Source organism: Streptomyces griseus (assembly GCF_900460065.1).
GTDB classification, from domain to species: Bacteria; Actinomycetota; Actinomycetes; order Streptomycetales; family Streptomycetaceae; genus Streptomyces; species Streptomyces griseus.
The window spans coordinates 398,329-413,265 of record NZ_UAVD01000027.1 but is presented as its reverse complement, the minus strand read 5'-3'; the positions used below and the strand labels follow the sequence as shown (position 1 = coordinate 413,265).

Annotated in this window: 12 protein-coding genes; 3 read left to right on the top strand and 9 right to left on the bottom strand. The window is 73.6% G+C overall.

The genetic code is table 11. The annotated features are described in order from the left end of the window. Positions 1–75: 75 nt before the first annotated feature. The 3 genes from DTB53_RS17725 to DTB53_RS17715 all read right to left on the bottom strand — a co-directional run bounded on the left by DTB53_RS17725 (position 76) and on the right by DTB53_RS17715 (position 3,292). On the bottom strand, positions 76–1,263 hold the full coding sequence (locus DTB53_RS17725; protein WP_012379397.1) for a helix-turn-helix domain-containing protein: 1,188 nt from the start codon (positions 1,261–1,263) through the stop codon (positions 76–78). A 522-nt stretch (positions 1,264–1,785) separates the two neighbouring features. After that, on the bottom strand, positions 1,786–2,388 hold the full coding sequence (locus DTB53_RS17720; protein ID WP_012379398.1) for a DUF3017 domain-containing protein: 603 nt from the start codon (positions 2,386–2,388) through the stop codon (positions 1,786–1,788). Positions 2,389–2,410: 22 nt separating this feature from the next. Further along, positions 2,411–3,292, bottom strand: coding sequence for a bifunctional methylenetetrahydrofolate dehydrogenase/methenyltetrahydrofolate cyclohydrolase (locus tag DTB53_RS17715; RefSeq protein WP_012379399.1), 882 nt, complete (start codon positions 3,290–3,292; stop codon positions 2,411–2,413). A 221-nt stretch (positions 3,293–3,513) separates the two neighbouring features. Between DTB53_RS17715 and DTB53_RS17710 the strand changes: the two genes are divergently transcribed. Further along, complete coding sequence (locus DTB53_RS17710; protein WP_003966844.1) at positions 3,514–4,140, top strand: RDD family protein; 627 nt, start codon at positions 3,514–3,516, stop codon at positions 4,138–4,140. 86 nt (positions 4,141–4,226) lie between these two features. Here the strand turns inward: DTB53_RS17710 and DTB53_RS17705 are convergent, their stop codons facing one another. The 3 genes from DTB53_RS17705 to purN form a co-directional block, all read right to left on the bottom strand. After that, positions 4,227–5,768, bottom strand: coding sequence for a DUF2079 domain-containing protein (locus DTB53_RS17705; protein WP_012379400.1), 1,542 nt, complete (start codon positions 5,766–5,768; stop codon positions 4,227–4,229). Positions 5,769–5,915: 147 nt separating this feature from the next. Further along, a complete protein-coding gene (gene purH / locus DTB53_RS17700; protein WP_012379401.1) occupies positions 5,916–7,469 on the bottom strand; it encodes a bifunctional phosphoribosylaminoimidazolecarboxamide formyltransferase/IMP cyclohydrolase in 1,554 nt (517 codons plus the stop codon). Further along, positions 7,456–8,112, bottom strand: coding sequence for a phosphoribosylglycinamide formyltransferase (gene purN, locus DTB53_RS17695; protein ID WP_003966847.1), 657 nt, complete (start codon positions 8,110–8,112; stop codon positions 7,456–7,458). Before purN ends, purH begins: the two co-directional genes overlap by 14 nt. 261 nt (positions 8,113–8,373) lie before the next feature. Between purN and DTB53_RS17690 the strand changes: the two genes are divergently transcribed. After that, on the top strand, positions 8,374–9,360 hold the full coding sequence (locus tag DTB53_RS17690) for a hypothetical protein (RefSeq protein ID WP_042496337.1): 987 nt from the start codon (positions 8,374–8,376) through the stop codon (positions 9,358–9,360). On the opposite strand, the gene DTB53_RS17685 is transcribed toward DTB53_RS17690, so the two are convergent. Continuing rightward, a complete protein-coding gene (locus DTB53_RS17685; protein ID WP_012379403.1) occupies positions 9,350–11,176 on the bottom strand; it encodes a cell division protein PerM in 1,827 nt (608 codons plus the stop codon). The two genes, DTB53_RS17690 and DTB53_RS17685, sit on opposite strands and share 11 nt — an antisense overlap. Before the next feature lie 125 nt (positions 11,177–11,301). Here DTB53_RS17685 and DTB53_RS17680 point away from each other — a divergent pair, with 125 nt between their 5' ends. Beyond that, entirely contained in the window at positions 11,302–12,606 is a 1,305-nt protein-coding gene (locus DTB53_RS17680) for a helix-turn-helix domain-containing protein (protein WP_012379404.1), read from the top strand. Between the two features lie 182 nt (positions 12,607–12,788). Here DTB53_RS17680 and sucD read toward each other — a convergent pair whose 3' ends face one another. Continuing rightward, a complete protein-coding gene (gene sucD / locus DTB53_RS17675; protein ID WP_003966851.1) occupies positions 12,789–13,673 on the bottom strand; it encodes a succinate--CoA ligase subunit alpha in 885 nt (294 codons plus the stop codon). 21 nt (positions 13,674–13,694) lie between these two features. After that, complete coding sequence (gene sucC, locus DTB53_RS17670) at positions 13,695–14,876, bottom strand: ADP-forming succinate--CoA ligase subunit beta (RefSeq protein WP_003966852.1); 1,182 nt, start codon at positions 14,874–14,876, stop codon at positions 13,695–13,697. Between the last annotated feature and the right edge of the window lie 61 nt (positions 14,877–14,937).

The window sequence follows — 14,937 nt, the reverse complement described above, 5'->3', positions numbered from 1 at the left end:
CCGCACACAGCCGGTCACGCACCGCACCCGCGGCCCGGGGGGGGGCGCCCCGCTTCCGCCGCCCCGGGGCCGCCGTCACTCGCCCGGGTCGGTGCACCCCTTCGTACCGGAGGTGAGCGTCGCGCAGGCCTTCGCGTCGGCCGCGTTCTTCACCGCGACCATCGGGGTGTACGCGTCGGTGTCCCCCATGACCTCGCCGTCCTGGGCGCCCTCCCCCGCGGTGATCCGCACGGTGTCGCCGATGGTCCCCTCGGTGAGCCGGGCCCAGGAGGCGGAGCAGACCTCGCTGTAGCGCACCTCGATCTTGCTGCCGCCGACCACGGCGCCGGCCACCGTACGGGCGAACTCCCCGCCGCAGCCCATCGCCTCGGGGTCCTTCCCGGCGCACTCCGCACCGCTGCACTCGACGCCGACGGGCAGCTCCGGGGCGGCCTCGGTGGGGGCCACCGACGGGGTGGGGACGGCCTTGGCCGCGTCGTCGCCCGGTGCGAGCAGCACCGCGCCGACCACGACGATCAGGGCGCCGAGCGCCCCGACGGCGAGCATGGGGCCCTTCCGGCGGCCTCCGGGGGTCCCGCCCGGCCGGCTGCCGCGCGGGCCCCCTCCCGAGCCGCGTCCGGCGCGCTCCGCCGGGTTCCGCTCCGGCCCCGGCCCGCCCTGGCCCGGCCCGCCCTCGTACGGTCGGTCCTGGTGGCGGGCGGGGGGCGGTGCGGTGCCGCGCTGGGTGGGGACGAGGAGTTGCCGTGTGTCGTCGTCGGCGGGCCCGTCGGCGCGGCCGTACGGGTCCTTGCCGTAGCCGTCGCGGGGCGGGGCGTCCGGGCCGGCGGCGGGCACCCGCGCGCCGGCGCCGGAAGCGCTGTGCCGGCCGCCGGCGGAGGACCGGCCGGACCGGCCGCCCGCCGGGGCGTCGGGAGCCGTCGCGCCGAGCTCGCCGAGCGCGGCACGGGCCTGCGTGATCCGGATGGCCTCCATCGTCATGTCGTGGCGCATCTCGGCCCGGCTCCAGGCCCGCTCCGCCAGCTCCCACATGGTCGTGAGGTGGTGCTGCGGAGTGCCCGTCACCTCGGCGAGGGCCACGACGGCTCCGCGCGGGGCGAGCAGCCGCCCGTTGAGATAACGCTCCCAGGACGTCTTGCTGTAACCCGTGCGGTCGGCCACCGCGTTGATGTTCAGCCCGCTGCGGTCGACGAGCCTGCGCAGCTGGCTGGTGAACTCCCTGATCTGCGGGTCGAGATCTTCGGGCAGTGCCTTCCATCGAGGCATCGTGCTTCCCCCCTCATGTCCCCCGGACGTACTTGCTGTGCCCCGCTGCGGCCGGTCGCCCGGTCCGCGCATCCCCCGGCCCGTCCGCCGCCGTCCGTTCCGGACCGTCGGCGGGACCACCCACGAGGATGCGCGGAGCCAGGGAGTCAGTTCCTGACGAGGAGGCGCACGGGAGCGTTCGGGACGGGGTGCGTGGTCTCACACGCCCCGAACTCCGCGTCGGCCACTGCTCCGACTGCTCCGTGCCGCGCTGTGCGCCGTGCCAGTCTGCCATCGTTGCGCGGCGATCACACCGTGCCGGAATGGTCACTTCCGTGCCACAGGCCACAGTGAGCGCTTGTTCCGGTCTTTCATGTCCATGACGCTGGAGTCGGGACGGGGCAAGGCCGCTCATCTCGCCGCATACCGGGGCTTCTCGCCCGGTTGTCCCGTTCCGCCGTGGTGTCCGTCCCTCCTCGGGGGTGGGGACGGGCACCACGGGCCGGCGGGACGGGGCGCCCGCCGGCCGGGTCGGGACGGTCCTCAGCGGATCGTGAAGCGGACCGCGTCCTCCAGGATCGGGACGTCGAGCCACGGCGCGGGCTGTGCGACCAGCGCCAGCAGCACGATCAGCGTGCCCATCAGGCCGTACGTGACCAGGTCGGTGAAGCGCGAACGTACGGCCAGCATCCCGACCGAGGGCACCACCCAGCGGAGCACGGCGCCGGCGATCAACGCGCCGCCGATCAGGATCGTGCCGACCCGGAACGCCTGGTCGAACGGGTCGAGCACGACGACCAGCAGTCCGAGGCCGGCCGCGCAGAGCACGGTGAGCAGCGGCCACTGCCGGGCCGGTGCGGGCGCGTCGCCGGACGCGGCCCGGCCGCCGCCCTCGGGCCGGGCGGTGTCCCGGGTGAACCGGGGGAACCGCCGCGACCGGCGGGGCCGTCCGTCGGCAGCGGCCCCGTCCTTGCCCGTGTCCGGGGCGTCGTCGGCGCCCTTGGCGTCCTTGGCGTCCTTGGCGTCCGCGACGGGACCCGGTCCGGTGGACCCGTCCCGCCGGTCCCGCTCGCCCGGTTCGCGCGGCTCGTCCGCCGCCGCCCGGCCCGCGGGGGCGGGGTCGGCCGGACTCGTACCAGCACCCATCGGTCTCCTCCGGATCCGGCCGTCAGCCCGCTGCGGCGGCGTCGGCGGCCTCGGCGGCGGCCCGCTCGGCGGCCTCGACCACGTTGACCAGCAGCTGCGCGCGGGTCATCGGGCCGACGCCCCCGGGGTTCGGGGCGACCCAGGCGGCCACCTCACGGACCCCCGGGTGCACATCGCCGACGATCTTGCCGTCCGCGTCCCGGCTGACGCCGACGTCGAGCACGGCCGCGCCCGGCTTCACGTCCTCCGGCTTGATCAGGTGCTGCACCCCGGCGGCGGCGACGATGATGTCGGCCTGGCGCAGGTGCGAGGAGAGGTCCCGGGTGCCGGTGTGGCACTGGGTCACCGTGGCGTTCTCCGACTTGCGGGTCAGCAGCAGCGGGATCGACCGGCCGATGGTGACACCGCGTCCGACGACGACGACGTGCGCCCCGTTGATCTCCACACCGTGCGCGCGCAGCAGCTGGACGACGCCCTGCGGGGTGCAGGGCAGCGGGCCGGTCTCGTTGAGGACGAGGCGGCCGAGGCTCATCGGGTGCAGTCCGTCGGCGTCCTTCTCCGGGTCCATCAGCTCCAGGACCCGGTTGGTGTCGATGCCCTTGGGCAGCGGCAGCTGGACGATGTAACCGGTGCACTCGGGGTTGGCGTTGAGCTCCCGGACGACCTCCTCGATCTCCTCCTGGGTGGCGGTGTCGGGGAGTTCGCGCTGGATGGAGCCGATGCCGACCTGGGCGCAGTCGCGGTGCTTGCCGTTGACGTACCACCGGCTGCCCGGGTCGTCCCCGACGAGGAGGGTTCCGAGGCCGGGAGTGATCCCCTGGGCCTTGAGGGCCGCCACACGGACGGTCAGATCGGATTTGATCGCGGCAGCGGTGGCCTTGCCATCGAGAATCTGGGCAGTCATGCGCCCATCCTCGCGGATGACCCCGCCCGCGTACCAATTGCCGGCGCCCCTCCCGTACCCGACGTTGCACTTGCACAACGTCCGGGGCCCTGGACTGGACAAACAGATGGTCCGCTTATAACGATGAGAGTCGCGGTTGTACGGGGGGGCGGGCCGCAGATCGATGTCCTTCCTCCGTGTGGCCATCTCGTCCCCACACGTCTGTTGAAGGAACACCCCTTATGAGCTTCGGCGACCCGAACAACCCGTACGGGCAGCAGCCCGGCCAGCCGCCCCAGGGCCCGCCGCAGGGACAGCCCGGTTACGGCTACCCGCAGCAGGCTCCGCAGGGTGTCCCGCCGCAGGGCTACGGCTACCCGCAGCAGCAGCCCGGCCAGCCGTACGGGGCCTACCCCCAGCAGCCGGGTCACGGCGGCCAGCAGCCCGGTTACGGCGGCGGCATGCCGCAGCTGGCCCACTGGGGTCTGCGCGCGGGCGGGCTGATCATCGACGGCCTCGTCGTCGGTGTCCCCTACCTCATCCTCGGCGGCATCGGTGGCGCCATGGGCGACTCCGGGGGCGCGATCATCGCCCTGCTCGGCTTCGTGGCGCTGATAGGCCTCGTCATCTGGCAGCTGTACCAGGAGGGCACCACCGGCCAGACGATCGGCAAGAAGGCGGTGGGCATCCGCCTGCTGCGCGAGGCCGACGGCCGTCCGCTCGGCTTCGGCATGGCCTTCGTGCGCCGGCTGGCCCACTTCCTGGACAGCATCGCCTGCTACATCGGCTGGCTGTGGCCGCTCTGGGACGAGAAGAAGCAGACGTTCGCGGACAAGGTCTGCTCGTCCGTGGTCGTCAAGGCCAACTGACGCTCCTGCCGGACCCTTCCGGACATGCCGCGAGGGCCGCACCCGATGCGTGGGTGCGGCCCTCGCGGCATGTCCGGAGGCCCGGGTCAGTCCTCGCGTACGCCCGGGATCTTGGCGGGCTCCGGCGAGGTGCGCTCCATCACCACGAAGCTGCCGCCCCGGTGCTTGAGCCGGTAGGAGGCCTCGGGATGCAGCTGCTGGGCGTACGCCACGGGGTCCTGGATCGGGCGGGACCAGCCGAAGTCCAGGTTGATGGCGACGATGTCGGGCGCGGTGCCGGGGGCCCCGCCGATCCAGTAGACGGTCCGGTCGGAGGTGAGGTGGGCCATCAGCGTGATGTCCGTCTCGACCCGCGCCCCGGCGGGGATGGCGTCCAGCGCCGCCCGGGCCGCCTGGCTGCGGGCGTCGTCGGTGCGGTAGGTCTCCGGGCGCAGCAGGTCGCGCAGCGGCAGGTGCTGGGTCATGGCGACGGCGACGGCGGCGGCGACGGGCACGGCGACCTTCGCGTACGAGGCGAGCCAGGGCCGGTGCGAGTGGCGGCTGCGGCGGACGCCGTCGGCCAGGGCGAGGAAGAGGACCGGCATGAGGATCGCGCTGTAGTGCCAGACCATGCCCCAGTGGTTGCTGTCCTGGGAGAGCAGCCGCCAGCCGAGGGTGGGGACGATCAGCAGCGTCAGAGGTGAACGCAGCGCCATGAACGCGGTGATGCCGAGCAGGAAGACCAGCATCTCGATCTTGACGGAGGAGTTGAGGACGCCGAGGACGGAGTCCAGCATCGAGACGTCCTGCTCGCCGTTCTTGTCGATCTTCTGCCAGTAGTCGTAGGTGCCCGCGCTGCTGGCCGCGGGGATGAGGACCGTGAGCGTGACGACGAAGGCGGCGACCCCGAAGGCGGCGAGCAGCGCGCCCTGGAGGCGGCGGCCGTACACGAAGATCAGGAAGCCGACGACGGCGACGGTGGCGCCGAGGTCCTCCTTGACCAGGACGAGCGGCAGCGACCAGAGCAGGGCCGCCGTGTACCGCTCCTGGAGCAGGGCGCGGCAGACGAGGGCCAGCAGGGGCACCGCGAAGGCGATCTCATGGAAGTCGGCCTTCACCGCTTCCTGGATGCCCCAGGAGAGTCCGTACGCGACCGTGACGCAGAGCCCCGAGCGTCCGCCGAGGAGCTGCTGGGTGGTGCGGCCGACGATGACCGCTCCCAGCGCGAACAGCGCGGCCTGGGCGAACAGCAGGGACTCGGCCGAGGGCCAGAGCCAGTACAGCGGGGCCAGCAGCGCCACGATCGGGGAGAAGTGGTCCCCGAGGATCAGATAGCCGGGGCCCTTGATGTCGACGACCGGGGCGTCGAACCCGGCGTAGGCCCGGACCTCCTGCTCGAAGATGCCGAGATCCCAGGAGGGCGAGCCGAAGCGGGCGTACTGGAAGTACGAGTAGAGGAAGTAGAGCGCGCAGAGGATCGCGCCGGCGACGAGGTACGGGCGCAGGGGGACGCGTCCGGCGGCTTCGGCCGCGCTCGGGGCGTCGCCGGCCGGGCGGGTGGCCGGGGCGGCGTCGGGCCCCGGGTCCTGGGCGGGCAGGCGGCCCGGCCCCGGCCGGTCGTCCGTTCCGCTCTTGTTCAGCTCAAGCACGGTGGCTGCTCCCGCTGGGATGGGTACGGCCGTGGGTTGGCCACGGCCGTGTCATTAGAACAGAGCGGCGAGCGGATTCCGTACGACGGACACGGCGGTGGCCGCACCCCTGGACGAGGTGCGGCCACCGGGGGTACGCCGGGGCGATCAGTGGAAGAAGTGGCGCGTGCCCGTGAAGTACATGGTGACGCCCGCCTTCTTCGCGGCCTCGATCACCAGCTCGTCGCGGACGGACCCGCCGGGCTGGGCGACGGCCTTGACGCCGGCGGCCGTGAGGATCTCCAGACCGTCGGGGAACGGGAAGAAGGCGTCGGACGCGGCGTAGGAACCGGCGGCCCGCTCCGCGCCCGCCCGCTCGACGGCGAGCTTCGCGGAGTCGACCCGGTTGACCTGGCCCATGCCGACGCCGACCGAGGCGCCGTCCTTGGCGAGGAGGATCGCGTTGGACTTGACGGCGCGGCTCGCCTTCCAGGCGAAGGCCAGCTCCCGCAGCTCGGCCTCGGAGAGCGCGTCGCCGGTGGCGAGCGTCCAGTTGGCCGGGTCGTCGCCGTCGGCCTGGAGGCGGTCGGCGACCTGGAGCAGCGCGCCGCCGTCGATCGGCTTCACCTCGAACGCGGCGGTGGGAGCCTCGGGAGCGCGCAGCACGCGGATGTTCTTCTTGCGGGCCAGCACCTCGACGGCGCCGTTCTCGTAGGCCGGGGCGACGATGACCTCGGTGAAGATCTCCGCGACCTGCTCGGCCATCTCGACGGTCACCGGGCGGTTGACGGCGATGACGCCGCCGAACGCGGAGAGCGGGTCGCAGGCGTGCGCGTTGCGGTGCGCGGTGGCGACGTCGTCGGCGATGGCGATGCCGCACGGGTTGGCGTGCTTGATGATCGCGACGCACGGCTCGGCGTGGTCGTAGGCGGCGCGGCGGGCGGCGTCGGTGTCCGTGTAGTTGTTGTAGGACATCTCCTTGCCGTGCAGCTGCTCGGCCTCGGCGAGGCCGCCGCCGCCGGAGGTGTAGAGCGCGGCGGGCTGGTGCGGGTTCTCGCCGTAGCGCAGGACGTTCTTGCGGGTGTAGGTGTCGCCGAGGAAGTCGGGGAGGCCCGAGTCGCCGTCGGCGGCGTAGTCCGCGGCGAACCAGGAGGCGACGGCCACGTCGTAGGCCGCGGTGTGCTGGAACGCCTCGGCGGCGAGCCGCTTGCGGGCGGTGAGGTCGAAGCCGCCGGCCCTGACGGCCGCGAGGACGTCCGCGTACCGCTGCGGGCTGGTGACGACGGCCACCGACGGGTGGTTCTTGGCGGCGGCGCGGACCATCGAGGGGCCGCCGATGTCGATCTGCTCGACGCACTCGTCGTCGGAGGCGCCCGAGGCGACGGTCTCCTTGAACGGGTAGAGGTTCACCACGACGAGGTCGAACGGCTCGACGCCGAGCTCGGCGAGCTGTTCGCGGTGGGAGTCGAGGCGCAGGTCGGCGAGGATGCCGGCGTGGACGCGCGGGTGCAGCGTCTTGACGCGGCCGTCCAGGCACTCGGGGAAGCCGGTGAGCTCCTCGACCTTGGTGACCGGCACTCCGGCGGCGGCGATCCTCCCGGCGGTGGAGCCGGTGGAGACGAGTTCGACACCCGCCTCGTGCAGACCGCGGGCGAGGTCTTCCAGCCCCGTCTTGTCGTAGACACTGACCAGGGCGCGGCGGATGGGCTTATTCACCGACATGACCGAGATGAACCTTTCGTCCCTCAATGCGATGGCCGTCACGGGCGATCCGCCCCACGGCCTCCACGAGCAGCGAGCGCTCGACTTCCTTGATGCGTTCGTGAAGGGCGGCTTCGCCCTCCGGGGTGTCCTCCTCGGTCACCTCGACCACGCCCTGCGCGATGATCGGACCGGTGTCGACGCCGTCGTCGACGAAGTGGACGGTGCAGCCCGTGACCTTGACGCCGTACGCGAGTGCGTCGCGCACTCCGTGGGCGCCGGGGAAGCTGGGCAGCAGGGCGGGGTGGGTGTTGACGGTCCGGCCGCCGAACGCGGCGAGGAACGCCGGACCGACGATTTTCATGAAACCGGCGGAGACGACGAGGTCCGGGCGGTGCTCGGCGACCCGCGCGGCGAGCGCCTCGTCCCACTCGGCACGGGTCGCGTGGTCCTTGAGCCTGCACACGAAGGTGGGGATCCCGGCCCGCTCCGCGCGCTCCGCGCCACCGGTCCCGTCGCGGTCCGCGCCGACGGCGACGACCCGCGCCCCGTAGGCCGCCGGATCGTCGCCGATGGCGTCGAGCAGCGCCTGGAGGTTCGTCCCGGATCCGGAGACCAGCACGACCAGCCGGGCAGGAGGGGCGGAGGGGGGCGGGGAGGCCACGTCGGGGCCCTTTCTCACGTGATGTCCGCAGGATGACGCAGGCGCGGCATGCTCTTTGTAGGGTCGTACGAAAGCATCGCTTCGCCCGATACGGGGAACCCTACGAACGGGCCGACCGTCAGCAACGATACCGGCACACCCGACGGCCCCCACGGGACGGGGGCGTGACCGGGAGGTAGCGTCAGGGGACAGCGAGCCGTCCACCGGGCGGACGAACCGTCCTACGGGCGGACATGACGAGATGGGGAAGACGTTCACCACATGCCGGACCGACGCCGTCGCACCGCCTTCCGCCTCCCTCTGCCCGAGCGTTCCGCTCCCCTGATGCGAGAACGCCTGCCCTCTTCGCCGGACCCGTCGTCCTCGGGGTCCTCCTCCCCGGACTCCTCGTCGTCCACGGGCTCCTCGCCCTCGGGCCACGCGTCGCCGGATGCGTCCGCGGGCTCCGCACCGGCCTCCGGCCCCGCCGCGAAGCCCCAGGAGGACAACCCGTTCGCCGCGCCGCCCGCCGACCGTCCGGACCAGCCGTGGCAGCCGCGCCGCCCCGCCGGGTCCGACGGCCGGGAGGGGTCGAGCGGTGCGGACGGGAACGGCGGGTCCGACGGGGACCGCCCCTCGTGGGGCAGCCAGTGGAGCAGCAAACAGCCCGGCCGGGGCAACGGCGGCTTCGGTGGCCGCCCCGGCTCGAACGGCCCGGGCGGCCCCGGCGGCCGGGGCGGACCCGAACGCGGCGGTCCGGGCGGGCTGCGCTGGGACCCCACCGACCCGGCGCAGCGGCGCGCCCGCTACGCGGTGCTCGGCGGTATGTGGGCCTTCTTCTTCGCCCTCTTCGACCTCACGGAGCTCGCCCTCCTGCTGGGCGCGCTCTCCACGTACTGGGCGATCAGCGCGCTCCGCACCCCGATGAAGAGTGCCTCCGCGTCGGACGGCACCGGGACGGCCGGGGCCGCCGCGGGCTCCGGGACCGGGGCGGGAGCAACGGCGGACGACGTCTCCGGGGCCTCGTCCACCACACCCGCGCCCACCGCGCCGCCGGGCATCAGCAGCAGGCAGCAGACCACGGCGGCGGTGAGCGGCCTGGTGACCGCCCTGCTGGCGCTGCTCATCGTGGCGACCACGTACACCGTGCAGCTGGTCTACCGCGACTACTACACCTGCGTGAACGACTCCCTGACCAAGACGGCCGCGCTGGCCTGCAACGACCAGCTGCCGAAGCCGCTGAAGCCGCTCTTCGGCGTCAAGGAGTAGGCCCCGGGCGGTCCGGCGCCGGCGCGGGACGGCCCGCGGCGGAACCGGCGGCTTCCGCGTCGGTGTCGCTGTCTGCGTCTGCGGAGCCGACGGGATCGGCGGAGCCGGTCGAACCCGCGGAGGCGGCGGGGAAGTCGGCCATCAGGCCGCCGGAATCCCGCTTCAGGGAGGCCCAGCGGGTCTCCCTGAAATCTTTCGCGTGCCACGGGTCGGTCGGCAGGAAGTCGTACGGCTCGAACCCCCCGTCACCCGGCCCGGACCCGTCGGCCGAAGGGCCGGAGGCCGTTTCGGGGCCCCCGCCGGGGGCCGGGACGGAAGCGGTGGACGCCGCCGAGCCGCCACGGGCCGCGTCACCGGGCGCGCCCGCCGCCCGCCCACGCCACGGCGCCCACCAGCGGCGCCGACGCCCGCCGGACGCCCTCGCCTCCGCCCCCGCCCGCGCCTCGGACACCGTGGCGTTCGCGGCCCCCTTCGTCGATGTCTCCCCCGGCACCCGCGTCGGCGCTGCCGCCGGGGACTCGTCCGCTCCCGGTACGTCCCTGCGCCAGGCCCAGCCCGGGGTGCGCAGGCGCCACCGGCGCAGCAGCAGGACCGCCGGCACGCCGAGCCCCGCGGTCCACGCCAGTGCCGCCGGCCCGGCCAGCCACCACACCGGTCCGAACTCCCTCAGCGCTCCGGTGCCGAGCGGCCCGCCGGCCACCGCCGTGAGCAGCGCCGTCGCGGCACCGCACCCCAGCGCGGCCAGCAGCGTCACGCGCACCGTCTCGCTCCGGCTCCACGCCCGGGCGCGCGGCGCGTCGGCGGGCGCGGCCCTGCGGGCGGTGGACCAGGCGAGGGCCAGCGCAGCGGCCACCGGCACCGCCAGGGCCGCCCCGTTCAGCAGGGTGCCGGGCCCCTGGTCCGGCACGGCCGCGAGCAGGGGGAAGGAGGGCGCCGTCGGACTCCCCGCCAGGCCCAGCGGGGTGGCGGTGGCGCCCGTGCCGAGCGAGAAACCGGGCCCGAGCCCGTACGAAGCGCCCCACAGAGCGGCGTTCGGCACGAGCGAGGCGGCCAGCAGCAGCACGGCGATCCGTCCCGACCAGTCCCCCGCGAGCCCCAGGAACGCGTCCTGCGCCGCCCCGGCGTTCCGGCCGAGCGCCACCGCGACCAGCAGCGCGCCGCCCCCGAGCAGCACGGTCACGCCCACCGCCGCCGAACGGCACGCCGCCTCGGCCCGGTCGCGGACGACCGTCCGCGCGACCGCCTCCTGAAGCACCAGGGGTGACCAGGACGGCAGGGGCCCGAACGGCCGCCCGGCCGCCGTCCACACTCCGGCCGCCGCCGCACCGGCCACCACCAGCGCCACCGGGAACACCAGCGTGTCCGGGTCCGGGCGCAGCGAACCGCCCCGCGCCGCTGCCGCCGCCCCCGCCACGACCAGCAGATATCCCGCGGTCACCGCACAGAACGCGCCCGCCTGGGAAGGCCTGGGCCGCCCCTCCTCCGGATCCGCCGCATCGCGGGCCGCCCGGTGCGCCAGCCAGACCGGGCCGACCACGAGCAGCAGCGGCACCAGGGAGACGGGGGCGGGGACGCCGCTCAGGGTGTCGGGCCGCAGGAGTCCCGCGCCGTGCGCGAGCAGCCAGACCCCGGCCGCCGCCCGCAGCGCACCGCCCGGACCGCTGTCGGGATACGGGGAGCTGATCCACAACACCATGACCAGCACCGTCAGCGACCCGAGGCCGAGCCCGGCGGCGACGGCTCCCCTCACCAGGGCGGAGGCCAGGGCGAGCGTGCGGTTCCGCTCCGCCGTCACCATCGGGCTGCGTTGCGTCATGTGGGTCACCGGCCCATGCTGCCAACGACACGCGCTTATGTCGCGTAACGCGCGAACGGCCGTTGTGTCGCTCAATATACGTTTATGTACTTTTTCACTCCGTGCGGTGCTGCCGGGGGTCGTCCATGACCCGGAGTACGACCGACGAGGCCGCCGCACCGCAGCTGCCCTCCCCCAAGGAGCGCCGCAGACTGCGCGAGGCGAAGTCGCTGAGCGAGGAGCAGGTGGCGGCGGCCGTCGGCGTCACGCGCGCCACCGTGCGCTCCTGGGAGACGGGGCGCACGAGCCCGCGCGGACGCAAGCGCGCGCTGTACGCGAAGCTCATCGCCCCCGGACCGAAGGCGCCCACCACGACGCCGTCGGCGGTCGTGGCCGTGGCTCCCGCCCCTCCGGAGCCGCTGCCCGCGCCCCCGCCCGAACCCGCCCCGGAGGCACGGGCGACGGTGGCGGCGCAGGCGCAGGCGGAGGCGGAGAGCGCGGCAGAGGACAAGAGGGCGAGCACGGCAAAGATCGCGGCGGAGGACAAGAGGGGGAGCACGGGGGAGATCGCGGCGGAGGACAAGGGGGAGGGCGCCGCGGAAGGGGGCGCGGAGGCGGTCGGCGAGCGGCGGCTCTCCCCCGCCGAGGCGTTCGACGAGCTGTACGCCCGGACCGCCCCCGCCCTCGTCCGGCAGGCCTACCTGCTGACCGGCCGCCGCGCCCTGGCCCGTGAGTCGGTCGAGCGCGCCTTCCAACTGGCCTGGCACCGCTGGCCCGAGGTAGCCGTCGACCGCGACCCGGCCGGCTGGGTGCGGGCGGCGGCGTACGAGTACGCGATGTCCCCCTGGCACCGGCTGCGCCGCGCGCACCGGCATCCCGACGCCCCGCCCACGGAGCCGGGGAAGCGGGCGCTGTTCGACGCGCTGCTCGACCTGCCCCCGGCCTACCGGCGCACACTCCTCCTGTACGACGGTGTCGGGCTGGACCTCCCGGAGACCGCGGCCGAGACGGAGGCCAGCACCCCGGCGGCGGCGGGCCGTCTGATGACCGCCCGCGCCGCCGTCGCCGAGCGGCTCCCGGAACTCGCGGCCGCCCCCTCGCCCGCCGAGCAGTCGGCCCTGCTGCACGACCGGCTCGGCGGGCTCGCGCGCGCCGAGCACGTCCCCGTGCCGCAGCCGGCCCGTGCCGTGCGCACCGGCAGCGAGGACAAGGCCAGGCTGTGGACCCGGGCGGCCATCGCGGGCGTCGCCCTGCTCATCGCGGTGACCGGCCTGACCCTGCACACCGCGCCCACCCACTACGAGCCGCCGATCGCCCCCGCCGAGCGGGTCGGGGGCGTACCGCCCCGAGGTGGTCCGCAGCAGCTCACCGTCCAGGACCTGCAGCTCCAGAAGTCGCTGCGCGAGCAGTTGGCGCACGGCCCGGAGCGACTGGTTCCGCAGCTGCGGTGAGCCGGCACTCCACCCGGGCCGTCACCCGGACCGGGCTGCCGTCGGGGCCGCGCCGTCACCCGGACCGGGCCGCCGTACCGGCCGTGGGCGCGTACGCCAACGGCGCGGGCCCGCACCCCTGCGTCACAGGGAGTGCGGGCCCGCGCCGTTCGCAGCGTGTCTCCGCCGCCTGACCGACCGCGTCAGGCGCCGAGGATCTCGCGCGCCAGCTTGGCGGTCTCGGTCGGCGTCTTGCCGACCTTCACGCCGGCGGCCTCAAGGGCCTCCTTCTTCGCCTGGGCGGTGCCCGAGGAGCCGGAGACGATGGCGCCGGCGTGGCCCATGGTCTTGCCCTCCGGGGCGGTGAAGCCCGCGACGTAACCGACGACCGGCTTGGTGACGTTCGCCTTGATGAAGTCGGCGGCACGCTCCTCGGCGTCGCCGCCGATCTCGCCGATCATCACGATGAGGTCGGTCTCCGGGTCCGCCTCGAACGCCGCGAGGGCGTCGATGTGCGTGGTGCCGATGACCGGGTCGCCACCGATGCCGACGGCGGACGAGAAGCCGATGTCACGGAGCTCGTACATCATCTGGTAGGTCAGCGTGCCGGACTTCGACACGAGACCGATGCGGCCGGGCTTGGTGATGTCGCCCGGGATGATGCCGGCGTTGGACTGGCCGGGGGTGATGAGACCCGGGCAGTTCGGGCCGATGATCCGGGTCTTGTTGCCCTTCGCGCCGGCGTACGCCCAGAAGGCGGCCGAGTCGTGGACGGCGATGCCCTCGGTGATCACGACGGCGAGCGGGATCTCGGCGTCGATCGCCTCGACGACGGCGGCCTTGGAGAAGGCCGGCGGCACGAAGAGGACGGACACGTTCGCGCCGGTCTTCTCCATCGCCTCGGCGACGGAGCCGAATACCGGTACCTCGGTGCCGTCGAAGTCGACGGAGGTGCCGGCCTTGCGCGGGTTCACGCCGCCGACGATGTTGGTGCCGTCGGCGAGCATGAGCTTGGTGTGCTTCATGCCCGTCGCGCCGGTCATCCCCTGGACGATGACCTTGCTGTCCTTGGTGAGGAAGATAGCCATGGTGGTCTGAGTCCCTCTTCCTTACTTCGCGGCCGCGGCGAGCTCGGCGGCCTTGTCGGCCGCGCCGTCCATGGTGTCCACGCGCTGCACGAGCGGGTGGTTGGCGTCGGAAAGGATCTTGCGACCCAGCTCCGCGTTGTTGCCGTCGAGACGCACGACCAGCGGCTTCTCGACCTTCTCGCCCTTGGACTCCAGGAGCGCGAGCGCCTGCACGATGCCGTTGGCGACCTCGTCACAGGCGGTGATGCCACCGAAGACGTTGACGAACACGGACCGGACGTCCGGGTCGCCGAGGATGATCTCCAGGCCGTTCGCCATGACCTCCGCGGAGGCGCCGCCACCGATGTCGAGGAAGTTGGCGGGCTTCACGTTGCCGTGGTTCTCACCGGCGTACGCGACGACGTCCAGGGTCGACATGACCAGACCGGCACCGTTGCCGATGATGCCGACCTCGCCGTCGAGCTTGACGTAGTTGAGGTTCTTGGCCTTGGCGGCAGCCTCGAGCGGGTTGGCTGCGTCCTTGTCCTCGAGGGCCTCGTGGTCCGGCTGGCGGAAGTCGGCGTTCTCGTCGAGAGACACCTTGCCGTCCAGGGCCAGGATCCGGCCGTCCTTGGTCTTCACCAGGGGGTTGACCTCGACGAGGAGCGCGTCCTCGGCGACGAAGGTGTCCCACAGGGTCACCAGCGCCTCGGCGACACCCTCGGCCACGTCGGCCGGGAACTTCGCCTGGGCCACGATCTCGCGGGCCTTGGCGATGTCGACGCCGTCGACGGCGTTGACGGGGACCTTCGCGAGGGCCTCGGGAGTCTTCTCCGCGACCTCCTCGATGTCCATGCCGCCCTGCACCGAGGCCATGGCCAGGAAGGTGCGGTTGGTGCGGTCGAGGAGGTACGAGACGTAGTACTCCGCCTCGATCTCCGGGGACAGCTCGGCGATCATCACCTTGTGGACCGTGTGGCCCTTGATGTCCATGCCGAGAATGTCGGTCGCCCGGGCGACCGCCTCGTCGGGGTCGGCCGCCAGCTTCACGCCGCCGGCCTTGCCGCGGCCACCGACCTTCACCTGCGCCTTGACGACAGACTTGCCGCCCAGCTTCTCGGTCGCCTCGCGGGCTGCCTCAGGCGTGTCGATGACTTCACCGGCCAGCACCGGTACACCGTGCTTGGCGAAGAGGTCCCTCGCCTGGTACTCGAACAGGTCCACGCGCGTCCGTCCCTTTTAGTGGTATCGCGGTTCGTTCTTCTGCGTGGGCGTGCCGCGATGG